We start from the raw sequence: 17,368 nt of genomic DNA on the forward strand, positions 1-17,368 counted from the left end.
CCCGGAACAATTTGAAAACAAGAACCTCGCTTAGCGCAGTGTCCACATTACGCGGGTAGGATCACCCAACCATTTGGCTGTGCTGGAAAGGATCGAGGATGGAGAAGAACGTTGGCAAACGATCGGTATGGTCGGATCCTGTTTGCTGTTGCTGGTGGCACATACGACGATCGAAACGGATGTCGAAGGCGATACCGTCGAGATCGTGCGTATCATTTCAGCACGCAAGGCCGATGCCAAAGAGAGGGGAAGATATGAAGCGCAAAAATTCCGCCAAAAATCTGGCCCATAGCGTACTCCCGCCGTTGACGGAGGAGCAGAAAGCGCAAATTGCTTCACTGAATGCGTTGCCGGACGAGGACATCGATTATGCCGATGCGCCGGCGCTGGGGGAAGAAACGTGGCAGACTGCGGTTCAGGGGCGTTTTTATAAGCCGATGAAAGTATCAAAAACCATCCGAATCGATGCGGATGTGTTGGCTTGGCTTCAGCGGCCAGGCAAAGGCTATCAGAAACGCCTGAACGCCGTGTTGCGTGAGGCGATGTTGAAAGAGCATGAGCACGAAGAATAATGTGTGTCAGGCGGCTAACGATCCGGTGAGATTCTCACCGGATTTTTTTGCTGTTTTTTAAGGCAACGCCTACCAACGTCGGCCACCTCTCGATGGAGCTCGATCAAAACTATAAAAACGGTCATTCCGCGGAGCGTGAAATGTGACCGTTTACCGTTTATCTCCTGCTCATCGGCAGAACAGGGTCATCATAACTATTCCCGGTAATATCCTGCGCCGCGGGGTTACCCGTCGTGCAGCAGCGCAGTGCGGAATGACAGGATATGCGCCTGCGCGGCCTCGGCGGCGGCGGCGCTGTCTTGTGCGGCCAGCGCGGCGATAATTGCCTGGTGTTCGTCGATCACTTCGCGCATATGCCCTTCCCGCGACAGGGTGCTGGCCCAAAAACGCTGCGCCCTGGCGTGCAGTACACTCAGGATATCCGCCAGCATGTTATTGCCGGCGATCTGCGCCAGTTCCTGGTGAAATTCATGATCGAGTGTCATCATGCGCACCCTATCTCGCTCCTGGCTCGCGGCTTCGATTTGCCGATTGAGTTCGGTCAGCGTTGCTATCTGCCTCTCGGTAATCTTCTGGCTTGCCAGCCGCATACACAGCATCTCGTTAGCCAGCCTTACTTCGATCAATTCCAACGCATCGTCCATCGACAACGGTGAAACCATCACGCCCTTGCGCGGGATGACCTGCAATAACCCCTCGTTGGCCAAGCGGTGGATTGCCTGATTGATCGGCGTTCTCCCCATATCCAGGTCGTTCATCACCTGCGCGGTATTGAGATATTCGCCCGGCTTGTAGCTGAGTGTGACCAGCGCCTGTTTGAAACGCCGGTAGGCCAGCTCGTTCAGTGACACGCCGGCTTCTTCCGTCATCGGGCGCTGCGGGCTTTCTGCGTCAACAGTCTTCACGTTTTGCTCCTGCAAGAAGAAAGTTTTTAGACATAGTACACAAAAACATGGCATGGAAATCGCTTATTTGGTAACTAAAGATATAGTGAAATTTCACAGTGTTTTAACAAAAGGGGCGAAACTGCCATGAGACTGACCTTCACTTTACCTGAATCCTGCGGCGCGGCGACGTTGAATGTTGAGATTGATCATCTGGTGATCGCCGGTTGGACCGGACGCGATCGCGAGGCGATCTTGCACCATATTCGTGAATTGGCCGAGCTGGGCGTGCCCCAGCCCAGTGCAATCCCCCTGTTTTACCGCGTTGCCGCCAATCAGTTGAGCCAGCAAGAGACCATTGAAGTCATTGGCAACGCGACGTCCGGCGAAGTGGAACCGCTGATTTTTGCCCACCGCGGCGAACTGTTCGTGTCATTGGCGTCCGATCACACCGATCGTCAACTCGAAGCGCACAGCGTGGCGCTGTCGAAACAGATTTGCGTTAAACCGGTGGCGCGAGCCGCCTGGCCGCTCCAGGAGGTGTTGGAACATTGGGACAGTTTGATCTTGCGTTCGTGGATCAGGGAAGAGGGCGAATGGCGATTGTATCAACAGGGCTGCCTTGCCGCGTTGCGTACGCCCGGTGATTTGCTGGAACGTTACTTCACCGGTATGCAGCCGCCGGAGTGCGGGCTGGCGCAGCCGCAAACGCCCGACGGGTTGGCGATGACTTGCGGCACGGTGGCGGCGATCGGCGGCATTCGACCGGCTGGCGAGTTTCGCATGGAACTGGTGGACGACGTGCTCGGGCGAACCATCAGTCATCGCTACCGCAGCATCGAACTGCCGGTGGTGGCGTAATGAAAAAGCTGACTTTGATGCAGGCCACCGCCGGGCTGGCTAGCGGTGAGTTCACCGCAGTGCAACTCACCACCACCGCTTTGGCGCAGATCGTCGATGAGCGGGGAGAGGGGGGGCGCGCGTTTACGCGAACATACACCGAGTGGGCGCAACGGCAAGCGCAGGCCTCCGATCGGCGACGCGCCGCCGGCTCGCCTCTGTCGGCGCTGGATGGCGTGCCGATCTCGGTCAAGGATCTGTTTGACGTGGCCGGTGAGGTGACCACGGCCGGTTCGCGCGTATTAGCGGACGCGCCAGCCGCTGAAAAACACGCTGCGGTAGTGGAACGGCTGTTGCAAGCCGGCGCGGTGGTGGTTGGCAAAACGACGATGACGGAGTTCGCCTATTCCGGTCTGGGCATCAATCCGCATTACGGGACGCCGGCCAATCCTTGGGAGCGCCAGGCGGCGCGCATTCCCGGCGGCTCCTCTTCCGGTGCGGCGGTGGCGGTGGCCGACGGCATGTGCCTGGGCGCGATTGGCAGCGATACCGGCGGGTCGGTACGCATTCCCGCCGCGCTGTGCGGGTTGACCGGATATAAACCCACTGCACGGCGCATCAATGACGCTGGCTTACTGCCGCTGTCGCCTTCGCTGGATTCGATCGGCGTGATCGCTCATGACGTCGCCAGCTGTATTGCGCTGGATGCACTGATTGCCGACTGTCCGCTGCGGGTGCTGCAAAAAACGTTGGCGCAGGCGCATTTTGCCGTGCCGCAAGCGGTGGTGCTGGATGAACTGCAGCCGGAAGTTGCCGGGGCGTTCCAGCGCAGCCTGCAATGCCTGAGTCAGGCAGGCGCACGTATTGAATTGATCCCCGCCACGGCGTTCGCCGAGCTGGCGGCGATCAATGCCGATGGCGGTTTCACCGCGCTGGAGTCCTGGCGCTGGCATCAAGCGTTGATCGCTGAACGGGCCGATGGCTATGACCCAAGGGTGCTGTCGCGCATTCGCCGCGGTGCATCCTTGGGCGATGCTGAGCTGCAGCTGTTGCAGCGACAACGTGCCGACTGGCAGCGGCGAGTTACGGCGGCGCTGCAGAGTTTTGACGCTTTGCTGATGCCGACCGTGCCGCTGATTGCGCCAACTATCGGCGAGCTGGCGGCGGATGATGCCTACTTCCATTGCAACGGACTGATGCTGCGCAATCCCGCGATCATCAATTTCCTCGACGGTTGCGCGTTGTCCTTGCCTTGCCAACAGCCAGGAGAGGCGCCGGTCGGACTGATGCTGGCTGGGTTGCCGATGCGTGATGAGGCGTTGTTGGGGTGGGCGCTGGCGATCGAGCGCTGCCTCGCCGACGCGTGATTTTCCGGTGGGCGCAGGCCTGCCTTTTGAGATGACCAGGAGAATATTCATGAACGATTCCCAGAACGGAATGCTGTTTGTCGCGACGGATGTCGCCACGCAGGATGATGCGGATTTCAATCGCTGGTATGACCGCGAACATGTGGAGGAGCGAGTGCGGGTGCCCGGCTTTTTATCCGGCACACGCTATCGGGCATTGCAGGGGGGGCGTCAATATTTGGGGCTGTATAAAACCGAATCGTTGGCCAGTTTTACCTCCGAAGCCTATCGCGCCGCGTTTCAACACCAAACGCCATGGTCGGTGGCGAGCCTGGAGAAAATGCGAGATCCAATGCGCAGAGTGTGTGCGGTGGAGGCGGTCACTGGCCAAGGGTGCGGCAGTCATCTCTGTATCTTCGTGCTGCCTTCGGCGGCATCGGAAGCGCTGCATGCCCGCATCTTGCAACTGGGCGCGCAGCTGGCTGAACAGCCTGGATTCGTGCGCAGCAGCCTGTTGACGCCGGATGCCGAACTCAGTTCCCCGCTGCCGAAAGAATCGCGAGAAAACCGCCGAATGTTGCCGATGCTATTGATCGAAAGCAGCGACGCCGAAGCCGGCCTGCGTTTAAGCGAGCAGGCCGCTGAAGCGCTGAACATGCCCGCCGCCGATGCCTGGCATTATGCCCTTGGCTGGCAACTGACTGCACAGGAGCTGACATCATGAATGCATACACCACTGAAACGGCACAGGTTGCCGCACCGGCCGCAGAAAGTGCCGCCGCAACGCCCAATACCGGCAAACTTGCGGCGGCCAGCTCGATCGGTACGGCGCTGGAATGGTACGATTTCACCGTCTACAACATCATGGCCGCGTTGATTTTCAACCATGTATTCTTCCCATCGTTCGATCCACTGGTGGGCACGATTCTGGCTTTCTCCACTTACGCGGTGGGCTATGTTTCCCGGCCGATCGGTGGCATCTTATTCGGCCACCTTGGCGATGTGTTGGGACGGCGCTTTGTACTGGTCACCACGCTGGTGATCATGGGCGTGACCACGGCGTTGATGGGGTTGCTGCCCGGCTACGCCAGCTGGGGGATTTGGAGCCCACTGCTGCTGGTGACGCTGCGCTTTATTCAGGGCATTGCGCTGGGCGGAGAATGGGCGGGTGCGGTACTGTTGTCGATGGAACACGGTAAGCCGCATCAGCGCGGGCGCAACGCGTCCTTTGCTCAGGTAGGGCCGTCCTGCGGTTCGTTGATCGGCACAGGCCTCATTACGCTGGTGACGTTGGCGATGTCGGCGGACGATTTTCAGCAATGGGGCTGGCGGATTCCGTTCCTGCTGAGTCTGGTGCTGGTCATCTTCGGTTTGTGGCTGCGCCGGGGTGTGGGTGAGACGCCGGCATTTTTGCAACTGGAGGCGTCGAAAGATGTTACGCAGTCGCCGGTGCGCGAAGTCTTCACGCAGCACATGCGTCCGCTGCTGATCGCCGGCGGATCGCGTATCGGCTCTGACGTGCTCTATGCGTTGGTGGTCGTGTTCACGTTGACCTACGTCACCACCGTGCTGAATCTGCCGCGCCCGCTGGCGCTGGGTGCCACCATGCTGGGGGCGATAGGCAACGCCGTCGCAGTACCGCTGTTTGGCGCGTTGTCGGATCGCTTCGGCCGTCGTCCGGTGTATATCGGCGGTGCATTGGCGGCGATAGTGTGGGCGTTTGCGTTCTTCGTCCTGCTCGACAGCAGTCAACCGGTGTTGATCTGCATGGCTGTGGTGATTGGGCTGTTGATCCATGCGGCGATGTATGGGCCACAGGCGGCATTCATCACGGAACAGTTCCCGACACGGGTGCGTTATGCCGGCTCTTCGTTAGCCTATACCTTGGCGGGGATTATCGGTGGCGGCTTTGCCCCGCTGATCATCACTTCTCTGTTTAAATCTTACGACAGCACGCTGGCGATTTCCGCCTATGTTGCGTTGGCTCTGCTTATCACACTTTGGGCGGTATGGGCGGCGCGGGAAACGGCGCATAAGCCGCTGTAAATAGAACGCCGGGCTACTTTGGGGCCGGCGCTCGGTCAAAACCACAAAAACGGTCATTAACGGTCATGCTGCGGACCGTGGAATTGTGACCGTTTACCGTTTCTCTCCTGTCTGTCTAAGACGCACACACATCATAACTGCCTGTTACTCCACACTTTCGTAATTATTCATTTCATTTCCTTCCCGATTTTTTTGACAACTATCACAGCGCGATCGTTGACCGACCGCGGGGCGATGCGCTTTGCGTCTGCGCGCAAAACGCGGCGCGGCAAATCGATATCGTAATCATCGTCGTGGAGGAGAAAAGAAACATGCTGCCTGTAGAACGTCATCGCTTTATTACCGAAGTCTTGAGCCAGCGCGGCCGCGTGATGGTGCAGGAGGTGGCGCAGCTGTGCCACATCTCTATCGAGACGGCGCGGCGTGATCTGGCCCTGCTTGAACGGCGCGGCCTGCTGCTGCGCAGCCACGGCGGCGCGGTGTTCGTCGAGCCGCCGGCGGTGGAAAAAACCTATGTGCCCGCCGAGATAGATCAGGGGGAGTCCTTCCGCCAGCGCAGCAATGAGTCGCCGGAGCAGAAGACGCGCATCGCCAAACGCGCGCTGGAGTTTATCGCGCCCGGGGATTGCCTGCTGCTGGACAGCAGCTCCACCAGCTGGTTTTTGGCGCGCCAGCTGCCGGATATCTCGCTGGTGGTGCTGACCAACTCGCTGCACATCATCCAGACGCTGGCCTGCAAGGCCAACGTGCGCACCATCGGGCTGGGGGGCGAGTATTCCGCCAAGTACGAGGATTTTATCGGCGTGCTGGCGGAGCAGATGCTGAAAGAGTTCGTGATCAACAAGCTGTTTTTCTCCTGCCACGGCATTTGCCAGGACGGCGGCATCCGCGAGAGCAATGAGCACCATGCGCGGCTGAAGCAACAGATGCTGCTGGCCTCGGAGCGCAAGTTCCTGCTGGTGGACAGCAACAAGTTCGGCCGCCGCTCGTTCGCTCGCATTTGCCATTACCGGGAAATAGATACGCTGATCACCGACAGGCTTGGCGACGACGAGTTTCGTCAGGAATTGGCCTGGAATAACGTCGACGTGATTGAAGTTTCACCCGCCGCGAAAAGGGCGGCGCGATAACAACAACGAAAACCTTTATTACAGCCAACACTTGTGGAGAGAGAACAATGAAAAAATCCGTACTGGTCGGTCTGTTTGCCTCGCTGCTGCTGTCGGTCTCCGCGCAGGCGGCGGACAAGCTGAAAATGGGCGTGGTGGTGAAGATCGGCGGCATTCCCTGGTTCAACGCCATGGAGGCCGGCATCAAAAGCGAGAGCGCCAAACGCGGCATCGACGCCTGGATGGTCGGGCCGACGGCGGCGGATCCGGCGCTGCAGGTGCGCGCCATCGAGGATCTGATCGCGCAGAAGGTGGACATTATCGGCGTGGTGCCGAACGACGCCCGGGTGCTGGAGCCGGTGCTCAAGCGCGCGCAGGAAGCGGGCATCAAGGTGATCGTGCACGAATCCCCCGGCCAGAAGTACGCCGACTGGGATTTTGAGCTGGTGGACGCCTCGCAGCACGGGGTCAACCACATGAAAGCGCTGGCCGCCTGCATGAAAGAGCAGGGCAAGTATGCGGTGTATGTCGGCAGCCTGACGGTGCCGCTGCACATCACCTGGTCGGACTCGGCCATCAACTACCAGAAGCAGCACTACCCGAACATGCAGCTGGTGGGCGACAAGTTCGGCGTGGGGGAATCGCTGGATGACAGTGTGCGCACCACCAACGATCTGATGGCCAAATATCCCGATCTGAAAGGCGTGCTGGCGTTCGGTTCGCAGGGGCCGATCGGCGCCGGGCGCGCGGTGCTCAACCGCGGCAAAAGCAACGATATCTGCGTCATTGGGCCGTTCAGCCCAGGCCAGGGCGCTTCGCTGGTCAATCGCGGCGCCATCAAGGGCGGTTATATCTGGAATCCGATGGTGGCCGGCGAAGTGTTCGTGCGCATCGCCGACATGATGCACAAAGGAGAAAAAATCACCGATGGCATGACCATCGAGGGCATGGGCAAGGTGCAGGTGGATGCGCAGCAGCACACTATTCTCGGCAACGCCACCGAAAGCCTGGATAAGCAAAACCTGCCGAAGCTGGTGAAAATGGGGCTGTAATCATGGCGATTTCCGGCAATACGGCAACGCAGGGTGCACCGCTGATCGCGTTGCAACAGCTGTCGATGACCTTCGGCGGGCAGCGAGCGCTGAACGATATCTCACTGGCGCTGATGCCGGGGGAGGTGCACTGCCTGGCCGGTACTAACGGCTGCGGCAAGAGCACGCTGATCAAGGCGATCGCCGGCGTGTATCAACCGGATGACGGCAGCCGCATTACCCTCGATGGGCAAACCTTCGGCCGGCTGTCGCCGGATCAGGCGCGCGCCTTCGGCATTCAGGTGATCTATCAGGATCTGTCGCTGTTTCCCAACCTGACGGTGGCGGAAAACATCGCCTTCGAGCACAACCTGCGCGGGCTGTTGGGGTGGCACCGGCCGGCGCGGCTGCGGCGCACCGCCGAGCGCCTGCTGCAGGAGCTGAGTTTTAATCTCGATCTCGACAAACGGGTGGCGGAGCTGCCGATTGCCCAGCGCCAGCAGGTGGCAATCTGTCGCGCGCTGGTGGCGGAAGCGCGGCTGGTGATCATGGATGAACCGACCGCCTCACTGACCCGCACCGAGGTCAATCAGCTGCTGCGCACGGTGGATTACCTGAAAGCGAAAGGCATCTGCGTGGTGTTCGTCAGCCACCGGCTGGACGAGGTGCTGGAGATCTCGGATCGCGTCACGGTGATCCGCGATGGCAACAAGATCGGCACCTGGCCGGCGGCGGAGATCACCGGCGATCGCCTGACCGAGTTGATGACCGGCTTGAAGCTGGATTATCGCCTGAAGTCACCGAGCATGAATAAGGATCGGGTGATGCTGGAGGCGGATCGTCTCAGCCGCGCCGGGCAGTATCAGGACGTGAGCTTCCGCCTGCATCAGGGCGAGGTGCTCGGGCTGTGCGGACTGCTCGGCTCCGGGCGTACCGAGCTGGCGCTGAGCCTGTTCGGCATGACCCGCCCGGACAGCGGCAAGCTTTATCTCGACAGCAAACCGGTACGCTTTCGCGGCCATGAGGACGCGATCAAGGCCGGCATCGGTTACGTCTCGGAGGATCGCCTGACGCTGGGGCTGGTGCAGCAACAGTCGGTGGCGGATAACGCGGTGCTGACCATTCTCGATAAGCTGCGCGGGCGTTTTCGCCTGATCGACGATTACCGCAAGAATCGCATCGTCGCGGAGTGGATTGCCAAACTCGGCGTGCGGGTGGCGGATCCGGATCAGGCGGTTTCGACGCTGTCCGGCGGCAATCAGCAAAAGATCGTGCTGGCCAAGTGGGTGCTGACCCAGCCGCGGATCCTGATCCTCGACTCGCCGACCGTCGGCGTCGACGTTGGCGCCAAGGCCAGCATCTACCAACTGATCCATCTGTTGGCGCAGGAAGGGATCGCCATTCTGCTGATCTCCGATGAAGTGCCGGAGGTGTATTACAACTGCGATCGGGTGCTGCACTTCAGCGGCGGCAGCGTGATCGGCGAATACCTGCCGGGGCAGGTGAGCCAGCAGCAGCTGGCGGAGGCGGTCAATGCGTAGATTCAGTCTGAAACCGCGCGGCAACGAAGGCTATCTGGCCTGGGTACTGCTGCTGACGGTCATCGTCTTTTCGCTGCTCAGCGATCGGTTTTTGACGGTGCAGAACCTGCTCGATCTTAGTGAAAGCTACGCGGTGAGCGGCATTTTCGCCCTCGGCCTGTTCGTGGTGCTGGTGACCGGCGGCATCGATATCTCCTTCGCCGCAGTCGCCTCGGTGGTGCAGTACCTGATCGCCACGCTGGCGACGCATTACGGCCTGGCCAGCCCGGCGGGCAGCATTTTGCTGGCGTTGGCGATCGGCGCCGCGCTGGGCATGGTCAACGCGCTGCTGATCTACTGCCTTCGCATCGTCTCGATCATTGTCACCATCAGCATGCAGGCGTTCTTGTTCGGCATGCTGATGTGGCTGACCAACGGCCGCAGTCTGTACGCCTTGCCGGACTGGTGGACGCTGCCGCGCAGCGTGCTGCCGTTCCAACTGGGTGAGCAGAGCTATCAGCTCGGTTTGCCGACGCTGGTGATGCTGGCGGTGGCGCTGTTGACTTGGCTGCTGCTGAACAAAACGCACCTCGGGCGCCAGCTGTTTGCCGTCGGTGGCGATGCGGAATCGGCGCGGCGCATCGGCATCCGCGTCGGCCTGCTGCATCTGTTCGCCTATGGCTATCTGGGCGCGATGGCGGCGATCGGCGGCCTGGTGCAGGTGTACCGCATGGGGGAGGTGGTGCCCAACGCGCTGGTGGGCGGCGAGCTTGACGTGCTGGCGGCGGCGGTGCTGGGCGGCGCCAGCCTGAACGGCGGCAAGGGCAGCGTGGTCGGCACGCTGATGGGCGTGTTCCTGATCGGCGTGCTGAAAAACGGCCTCAACCTGATCGGCGTGTCCAGCTACTTCATGAACGTGGTGATCGGTCTGGTGATCGTCGCGGCGATCACCGTCACTCACTACAAGAAACGCAAAGAAACCGACGTCGGTTTCGCCTGAGGAGCACCTGATGGGCAACAACCTGAAATTTCGTCCAGACGGGGCCGCCGTCGGTTTGCTGGCCTTGCTGTTGGCGGTGGTGCTGGCCTTCAGCCTGCTGATGCCGGGGCGCTTCTTCAGCGGCGCCACCTTCACCAGCGTGGCCTTCCAGTTGCCGGAGCTGGGCCTGCTGACGCTGGCGATGTTCATCCCGATCCTCAGCGGCGGCCTGAACCTGTGCATTATCGCCAGCGCCAACCTGACCAGCCTGCTGATGGCCTGGCTGTTCATCAGCTATCTGCCGGCGGACGCCGGGCTGGGCTTGCAGGCGCTGTGGCTGGTGTTGGCACTGGCGGCGGCGATGCTGTTGGCTGGGCTTATCGGCGCGGCGACCGGCGCACTGGTGGCGTACGTCGGTGCACATCCGATTCTGGTGACGCTGGCCACCATGACCACGGTCAACGGTATCGGCATCTACCTGACGCGCGGCGCGGCCCTAAGCGGCATGCCGGAGATCGTGCGGTTTATCGGCGCTGAGAGCGTGCTGGGCGTGCCGGTACCGCTGTGGATCTTCCTGGTGGTCGCCGCGTTGCTGGCGCTGTTCTTGCAGAAAACCCGGCTCGGCAAATGCATCTACATGAGCGGCAGCAACATCAACGCTACCCACTTCAGCGGCGTGAATACCCATCGGGTGCTGATCGCCATTTACACCCTCTCCAGCCTGCTGTGCGTCATTGCCGGGCTGGTGATGATGGCGCGCTTCAACTCGGCGCGCATGGGCTACGGCGACTCTTACCTGCTGCTGACGGTGCTGGCGATCATTCTGGGTGGCACCGATCCGTTCGGCGGTTTTGGTCGGGTCAGCGGCGTGGTATTGGCGCTGATCGTGCTGCAGGTGATCGCGACCGGTTTGAACCTGATGAACGTCAGCCCGCATTTCAGTCTGGCGATGTGGGGCGCGGTGCTGATCGCGGTGCTGGCGATGAAGTTTTTCCGGCATCGCTATCGGCAGCGGCGGGCGATGCGCCGCAGCGCGGCCCAGGCCAGAACCGCGGCGGGCCACTGATCCCTTTTCCCTTTTGCGCAGGATAACGCTAATGAAATACCAGATTTCACCTTCACTGATGTGCATGAACCTGATGGATATCCGCCAGCAATTGGCGGTGCTGAATCGCCGCGCCGATATGCTGCATATCGACATCATGGACGGGCACTACGTTAAAAACATCACGCTGTCGCCGTTCTTTATCGAACAGATCCGCCCGCACACCTCGTTGTTGCTGGATGTGCATTTGATGGTGGAGAACCCGACCGATTTCATCGACCCGATCGCCCGCGCCGGGGCGGACTTTATCTGCCCGCACGCCGAAACCATCAACCGCGACGCGTTTCGGGTGATCAATCAAATCCGCGCGCTGGGCAAAAAAGTGGGGGTGGTGCTGAACCCGGCCACGCCGGTGGAGTTTATCCGCCACTACCTTCACCTGCTGGACAAGGTCACCGTGATGACCGTCGATCCGGGCTATGCCGGGCAGCCGTTCATTCCCGAAATGCTGGAAAAGATCCGTCAGTTGCGCGATCTGAAACGCCAGCAAAATCTGCGCTATCTGATCGAGATCGACGGATCCTGCAATCAGCGGACCTACCGCGATCTGATGGGCGCCGGCGCGGAGGTGTTGATCGTCGGCAGCTCCGGGTTGTTCAACCTCGATCCGGATCTGGAGACGGCATGGGAAAAAATGCTGGATCAAATGCGGCAGGCGGCCTGAGGCGGGGGACATGATGCGGCATTTTCTTGGCGTTGACGTCGGCGGCACCAATACCCGCCTGTTGTTGATGAATGATGACGGCGAGTTCAGCGGGTACCGCAAGATAGCGACCGCCGACTGGGCGCAGCAGGCCGATCCGCTGGCGGCGTTGGGCCGCCTGATCGCCGGGCATTGCGAGGATCGTCAGGTGGCGCAGGTGATGCTGGGGCTGCCGGGGATCCTCAGTCGCGATCGCTCGCGGGTGCTGTCGCTGCCGTTTATTCCTGCGCTGGACGCCCAGCCGGTGGCGGCGCTGTTGGCCGATGTGTTGGCGTTGCCGGTGCGAATGGACAAGGACGTCAACCATCTGCTGTGGTGGGATTTGCAGCAGCTGCCGGCGCTGCCGCAGGTGGCGGTGGGGCTGTATCTGGGCACCGGCATGGGCAACAGCCTGTGGCTGAACGGCGACTTTTATCACGGGGCGCACGGCGCCGCCGGCGAGCTGGGTCACATTCCCTGGCCCGGCCATCAGGGCGAGTGCCCGTGCGGTAAACGGGGCTGCGTCGAGAGCCTGACTTCCGGGCATTGGCTGACCGGCTGGGCGCGCGCCAACGCGGCGCAGACGCCGTTCGAACGTCTGTTCGAGCGCCACGGCGATCATCCGGATCTGCGGCGCTTCGTCGAACGATTGGCGCAGACCATCGCCATCGAAATGAACGTGCTCGATCCCCAGCGGCTGATCCTGGGCGGCGGCGTGATCGCCATGAGCGGTTTCCCGTTGGCGCACCTTGAGCAAGAGATTCGCCGCCATTTGCGCGGGCCGCAGCCGGCGCAGGGGCTGGCGATCTCCGTCAGCCGCCTGACCGATGAAACCGGCAGCAAAGGCGCCTGCCTGGCCGCCCGGCGCCACCTCCAATTGAGCAGGGAGTACCCGCAATGAAAGGCAAAGTCTGCGTGTTCGGTTCGTTCAACCTAGATATCGTCGCCGGCATGGCGCGCTTTCCGCAGCCCGGTGAATCGCTGATCGCCCGCAACAGCATGATGGGCGCGGGCGGTAAGGGTGCCAACCAGGCCACCGCCGCGCTGCGCGCCGGGGCGCGGGTGCATTATATCGGCAAGGTGGGGCGCGACGACTTCGGCACCTTCGCCCGGCGCCACCTCGCCGCCGCCGGTTTCGATGCGGTGACGCTGTTTTCGACCGGCGATTGCCCGACCGGCAATGCGCTTATCTATGTTGCCGGCGAGGAGGCGGAGAATATGATCGCCGTCGATCCCGGCGCCAACCTGACGGTCAGCGAAGACGAGGTGCGCCAGTGCCGCCCGGCGATCGCCGCGGCGGATATTCTGTTGACCCAGTTGGAGAACAACCTGCCGGCGATCGAGCAGGTGATCGCCATTGCCCGCGAAGCGCAAACGTTCATCATACTCAACCCGGCGCCGTTTCAGCCGGTGCCGGACAGCCTGTTGGCGCAGGTCGATCTGCTGACGCCCAACGCCACCGAGTGCACGTTGCTGACCGGCGTGCCGGTGCGCGATGTGGCTTCGGCGCGCCAGGCGGCGCAGGTGTTGCACGCCAAGGGCATTCGTTTGCTGATCGTGACGTTGGGCACGCAGGGGGCGTTGTTCTCGGATGGGGAAAACAGCGAGCTGATCCCGGCGTTTCCGGCACAGCCGAAAGACACCACCGGCGCGGGCGATGCGTTTAACGGCGCCCTGGCGGCGCAGCTGGCAAATCAGGTGCCGTTAGCCGATGCGGTGCGCTTTGCCGCCGCCTACGCATCGGTCTGCGTGGAACGCGCCGGGGCGGCGGGGTCGATGCCGAGCTATGAGGAGGCGTTGGAACGCCAACGGGCGTTCGCGTGACGATAACGGGCTGCGGCCAAGAGGCGGCAGCCCGGTTCCCTTACTTCAACCAGCCTTTGCGCTGCGCATCCCGCAGGTGTTGCTCCATATGGCGCCACAGCTCGGGGTGTACGTCGGCGATCGACGCATTGCGCGACAGTACCTGCTCCAGGCTGATGCCGTTTTCCACCCAGCTTTGGCCTTCATTGTGCAGGTTCATCAGCATCGGCATGGTGCGATCCAGCAGCAAGGCGAAGCGTGCATCGGCGCTTTCGCCATCTTCATATTCCTGCCATAAAGCGGTGAAATACTCGCGCTGAGCCTCCGGCAACATGCCGAACAGACGACGCGCCGCCGCCACTTCCTGATCGTGGATCGCTGCGCGGGCCGCCAGATCGTAGACCAGCACGTCGCCGGCGTCGATTTCCACGATGTCATGCAGCAGCGCCATCTGGATCACGCGCTGAATGTCTACGTCATCACCGGCGTAGGGCGCCAGGCTCATGGCGGCGATGGCGAAGTGCCAACTGTGTTCGGCGGAGTTTTCCTGGCGCTGGGTGCCCAGCACTTTGGTGCGGCGTTGCACGCCTTTCAACTTATCGATTTCCATCAGGAATTGGATGACTTGGGTCATTGAGCCGAAATCTAACGCGGGTACAGCGGATGACATGGTGTAAACCTCAAGGTGGGTGGGTTGAAGCCTGACGATTGTAGACCACCGGACGGGGGATTTCGATGGTTACACGCGTTCACATTTTTATTTTAGCGTACACGTGTACACTGGAATTATTCTCAGTTAAGCTGCTTTGCGTTAATTTCGCACAAAGCAGGGCATTTTGAGGGGTTGCGCGTTATGGGGAAAACGGACGTAGTGAAAGCCGGGAGCAATAAGATTGTCGCCGCGGCTTATCCGTGGGCGGAAGAGATCGCCAACAGCATCAGCCACGGCATCGGGCTGGTGTTCGGCATCGTCGGCCTGGTGTTGCTGTTGGTGCAGGCGGTGAATACCGGTGCCGATGCGACGGCCATCACCAGTTACAGCCTGTACGGCGGCAGCATGATCCTGCTGTTTCTCGCTTCCACGCTCTACCATGCGATCCCGCATCAGAAGGCCAAGCATTGGCTGAAAAAATTTGACCACTGCGCCATTTATCTCCTGATTGCCGGGACTTACACCCCGTTTTTACTCGTGGGGCTGGATTCGCCGTTGGCGAAGGGCCTGATGGCGGTAATCTGGGGGTTGGCGCTGCTCGGCGTGCTGTTCAAGCTGGCCTTCGCCCACCGTTTTGAAGCCCTGTCGCTGGTGACCTACCTGACGATGGGCTGGCTGTCGCTGATCGTAATTTATCAGTTGGTTACGCGGCTGGAGGCCGGCGGCGTCACGCTGCTGGCGATCGGCGGGGTGGTCTATACCCTGGGCGTGATTTTCTACGCCTCCAAGCGCATTCGCTTTGGCCACGCCATCTGGCACGCCTTCGTGCTCGGCGGCAGCGCCTGCCATTTCATGGCGATCTACCTCTACGTCTAAGCGTTCCCGCTACGTCTGAATGCGTATTGAACTGGCGCCTCTTTTGTTTTAAAAAAGAGGCGCTTGCTTCTTTCGGGTATCCAGCAAGCCCGTTCCTTCATTTCTGAGCCCGCATACCGTTTCTTTAACCTCTGTTCAGGACTCACCAAGATGATCGTTCGCTTATCCAAAGCGCTGCTGGTCTGCGCTATCGCCTTGTTCGCTTCGCTGGTCGCCTTCGGCAACATCACCGACTACGGTTCCAACTTCGCCTTCGTGCGCCACGTCTTTATGATGGACACGATTTTCCCCGACGCCACCATCGGATACCGCTCGATACAGACGCCGTGGCTGCATCACGCCGGTTATATTTTCATCATCGCGCTGGAAAGCCTGACCGCGCTGCTGTGCTGGATCGGCGGCCTGCGTTTGTTGGGCGGCCTGAAACTGCCTGCGCACGCCTTTAACGGTCGGAAAAAGCTGGCGATAGTGGGGCTGACGCTGGGCTTTCTCACCTGGCAGGTCGGCTTTATGTCGATTGGGGGCGAGTGGTTTGGCATGTGGATGTCGAAGCAGTGGAACGGCGTGCCGGATGCGTTTCGCTTCTTCGTCACCATCATTCTGGTGCTGATTTATCTGGTGCAGCGCGACGGGGAATTGGACGAGTAATGAAGATGGCCGCAGGCAGGGCGCCTGCGGCCGACGGATTATTTCTCTTCGGCCAGCGAGTAGGGCAACGGTTTGATCGCCAGTTGGCTGGCGGCATCGTCGCGCACCCGCAGCTGGCTGTCGGCATCCAAATCGTTGTTCATCACCACCTGTACCCACAGCGTGCCGTCGGCCAGTTGGCTCGACGCCAATACGGTGCCGGTGCGGCGCCAGTTTTCACCCAGTTGGAGCTCCAGATCTTCCGCCGCCTGCGGGGCGCGGGCCGCTTTACCTTCCAGCCAGTAGAGCGCCCGCTTGTTGGCACCGCGGAATTTGGCGCGCGCCACCATCTCCTGACCGGTATAGCAGCCCTTGCTGAAGCTGATGCCTTCCAGCGCCTGCAGGTTGGTAGCCTGCGGGATCAGCTGTGCGCTGTTGGCAGCGTCGATAACCGGATAACCGGCTTCGATCTCCAGCGCCAGCCATTGGCTGCTGTCATTCAGCTCTGCCTGGTCATGCAGCTTGCCGATCAGCTGTTCGGCCACGGCGGCGCGGGTCACCAGCAGAAAACGTTCCGCCGGCGTAGCGAAGTGCAGAATCATGGTCTCGCCGTCCTGCACCACCGGGTGCTCGGCGTCCGGCAACGTGGCGAACAGGCCCGTCAGCGCGGCGCGCGCCTGGAAACCGGCGACGCCCAGCAACACCGCGTCATTATCGGCGGCGATAGTGACTTTGGAGAACACCGCGTATTTTTTGATTTCAGCCAGCTGGCTGTCCAGCACGCTGCGGCGTTCCAGATAGGCGAAGCCTTCGCCACGGTGGAACAGACGCAGGTTGCTCCACATTTTGCCCTTGGCGTCACAGTGGGCGCACAGCACGTGCTGATCGGCCGCCAGCGCGTCGATGTCCGCCGTCACCTGGCCCTGAAGATATTTCACTGTGTCCGGCCCGTTCAACGTCACCAGCGCCCAATCTTCCAGCGAGATCAGCGTCAGGGGGAGATGGGTGGAAGCGGAGGGCTGACGGGGTGGGAATGGAATGTTATGCGCCATAGTAAGTTCCTGCTCAACGTTTAGCTTACCTGAAGGGTATTGAACCCATGGTAAAAGAGGCGGCGGGCTTTGCAAACTGTTATTCGCGCCGTGGGACCGGGGGGCGCTTTTTTTGGCATTTTGCGCTTTATTACGTTTTCCGCAGCAAAGCGCCTTCCCGGCGTGTATGTCAAATTGTTACTCTATAGGCTTGCGGCCAGGGCACCCTTGCAGACAGATCCCCGGCTGATGGAATTATATTGCG

The 17,368-nt window shown here is 60.8% G+C and carries 18 protein-coding genes and 1 pseudogene; 16 read left to right on the top strand and 3 right to left on the bottom strand.

Features of this window, described 5'->3' with window-relative positions:
• Window positions 1–64: 64 nt before the first annotated feature.
• Window positions 65–292: pseudogene (locus QMZ29_RS03980) on the top strand (BrnT family toxin); the annotation flags it as partial.
• Complete coding sequence (locus QMZ29_RS03985) at window positions 255–572, top strand: BrnA antitoxin family protein (protein WP_033639455.1); 318 nt, start codon at window positions 255–257, stop codon at window positions 570–572. The pseudogene QMZ29_RS03980 and the gene QMZ29_RS03985, both read left to right, overlap by 38 nt.
• 224 nt (window positions 573–796) lie before the next feature.
• Here the strand turns inward: QMZ29_RS03985 and QMZ29_RS03990 are convergent, their stop codons facing one another.
• Window positions 797–1,441: a GntR family transcriptional regulator gene (locus tag QMZ29_RS03990; RefSeq protein WP_261427048.1), complete on the bottom strand. Its 645-nt coding sequence runs from the start codon at window positions 1,439–1,441 to the stop codon at window positions 797–799.
• A 162-nt stretch (window positions 1,442–1,603) separates the two neighbouring features.
• Between QMZ29_RS03990 and QMZ29_RS03995 the strand changes: the two genes are divergently transcribed.
• The 12 genes from QMZ29_RS03995 to rbsK all read left to right on the top strand — a co-directional run bounded on the left by QMZ29_RS03995 (window position 1,604) and on the right by rbsK (window position 13,938).
• Window positions 1,604–2,317, top strand: a complete 714-nt coding sequence (locus tag QMZ29_RS03995) for a DUF2848 domain-containing protein (RefSeq protein ID WP_025304139.1) — start codon at window positions 1,604–1,606, stop codon at window positions 2,315–2,317.
• On the top strand, window positions 2,317–3,663 hold the full coding sequence (locus QMZ29_RS04000; protein ID WP_261426783.1) for an amidase: 1,347 nt from the start codon (window positions 2,317–2,319) through the stop codon (window positions 3,661–3,663). Before QMZ29_RS03995 ends, QMZ29_RS04000 begins: the two co-directional genes overlap by 1 nt.
• A gap of 49 nt (window positions 3,664–3,712) precedes the next feature.
• On the top strand, window positions 3,713–4,366 hold the full coding sequence (locus QMZ29_RS04005; RefSeq protein ID WP_043142626.1) for a DUF4286 family protein: 654 nt from the start codon (window positions 3,713–3,715) through the stop codon (window positions 4,364–4,366).
• Window positions 4,363–5,688, top strand: coding sequence for an MFS transporter (locus QMZ29_RS04010; RefSeq protein ID WP_043142622.1), 1,326 nt, complete (start codon window positions 4,363–4,365; stop codon window positions 5,686–5,688). Before QMZ29_RS04005 ends, QMZ29_RS04010 begins: the two co-directional genes overlap by 4 nt.
• Before the next feature lie 311 nt (window positions 5,689–5,999).
• Complete coding sequence (locus QMZ29_RS04015; RefSeq protein ID WP_033644759.1) at window positions 6,000–6,818, top strand: DeoR/GlpR family DNA-binding transcription regulator; 819 nt, start codon at window positions 6,000–6,002, stop codon at window positions 6,816–6,818.
• Between the two features lie 47 nt (window positions 6,819–6,865).
• Complete coding sequence (locus tag QMZ29_RS04020) at window positions 6,866–7,849, top strand: substrate-binding domain-containing protein (protein WP_025304134.1); 984 nt, start codon at window positions 6,866–6,868, stop codon at window positions 7,847–7,849.
• A gap of 2 nt (window positions 7,850–7,851) precedes the next feature.
• A complete protein-coding gene (locus tag QMZ29_RS04025; protein ID WP_043142616.1) occupies window positions 7,852–9,369 on the top strand; it encodes a sugar ABC transporter ATP-binding protein in 1,518 nt (505 codons plus the stop codon).
• Entirely contained in the window at window positions 9,362–10,348 is a 987-nt protein-coding gene (locus QMZ29_RS04030; RefSeq protein WP_049208215.1) for an ABC transporter permease, read from the top strand. The genes QMZ29_RS04025 and QMZ29_RS04030 overlap by 8 nt, the downstream gene beginning before the upstream one ends.
• A gap of 10 nt (window positions 10,349–10,358) precedes the next feature.
• Entirely contained in the window at window positions 10,359–11,393 is a 1,035-nt protein-coding gene (locus tag QMZ29_RS04035) for an ABC transporter permease (protein WP_025304131.1), read from the top strand.
• A 31-nt stretch (window positions 11,394–11,424) separates the two neighbouring features.
• Window positions 11,425–12,096: a D-allulose 6-phosphate 3-epimerase gene (alsE, locus tag QMZ29_RS04040; protein WP_033639463.1), complete on the top strand. Its 672-nt coding sequence runs from the start codon at window positions 11,425–11,427 to the stop codon at window positions 12,094–12,096.
• A gap of 10 nt (window positions 12,097–12,106) precedes the next feature.
• Entirely contained in the window at window positions 12,107–13,015 is a 909-nt protein-coding gene (gene alsK / locus QMZ29_RS04045; protein ID WP_261426791.1) for an allose kinase, read from the top strand.
• Window positions 13,012–13,938, top strand: a complete 927-nt coding sequence (gene rbsK / locus QMZ29_RS04050) for a ribokinase (protein WP_060434995.1) — start codon at window positions 13,012–13,014, stop codon at window positions 13,936–13,938. Before alsK ends, rbsK begins: the two co-directional genes overlap by 4 nt.
• A 40-nt stretch (window positions 13,939–13,978) precedes the next feature.
• On the opposite strand, the gene QMZ29_RS04055 is transcribed toward rbsK, so the two are convergent.
• Entirely contained in the window at window positions 13,979–14,587 is a 609-nt protein-coding gene (locus QMZ29_RS04055; protein ID WP_049208209.1) for an HD domain-containing protein, read from the bottom strand.
• Window positions 14,588–14,770: 183 nt separating this feature from the next.
• On the opposite strand from QMZ29_RS04055, the gene trhA reads away from it, so the two are divergent.
• Together trhA and QMZ29_RS04065 are read left to right on the top strand one after the other, a co-directional pair.
• Window positions 14,771–15,445: a PAQR family membrane homeostasis protein TrhA gene (trhA, locus tag QMZ29_RS04060; RefSeq protein ID WP_033639467.1), complete on the top strand. Its 675-nt coding sequence runs from the start codon at window positions 14,771–14,773 to the stop codon at window positions 15,443–15,445.
• A 150-nt stretch (window positions 15,446–15,595) separates the two neighbouring features.
• On the top strand, window positions 15,596–16,093 hold the full coding sequence (locus QMZ29_RS04065) for a DUF2165 family protein (RefSeq protein ID WP_261426803.1): 498 nt from the start codon (window positions 15,596–15,598) through the stop codon (window positions 16,091–16,093).
• A gap of 38 nt (window positions 16,094–16,131) precedes the next feature.
• On the opposite strand, the gene ygfZ is transcribed toward QMZ29_RS04065, so the two are convergent.
• Window positions 16,132–17,124 carry a tRNA-modifying protein YgfZ gene (ygfZ, locus tag QMZ29_RS04070; protein ID WP_261426812.1) on the bottom strand — a complete coding sequence of 331 codons (993 nt, stop codon included), beginning with the start codon at window positions 17,122–17,124 and terminating at the stop codon, window positions 16,132–16,134.
• Window positions 17,125–17,368 lie beyond the last annotated feature (244 nt).

Origin of the sequence: Serratia sp. PF-27, assembly GCF_030053255.1 — a bacterium.
GTDB classification, from domain to species: domain Bacteria; phylum Pseudomonadota; class Gammaproteobacteria; order Enterobacterales; family Enterobacteriaceae; genus Serratia; species Serratia bockelmannii.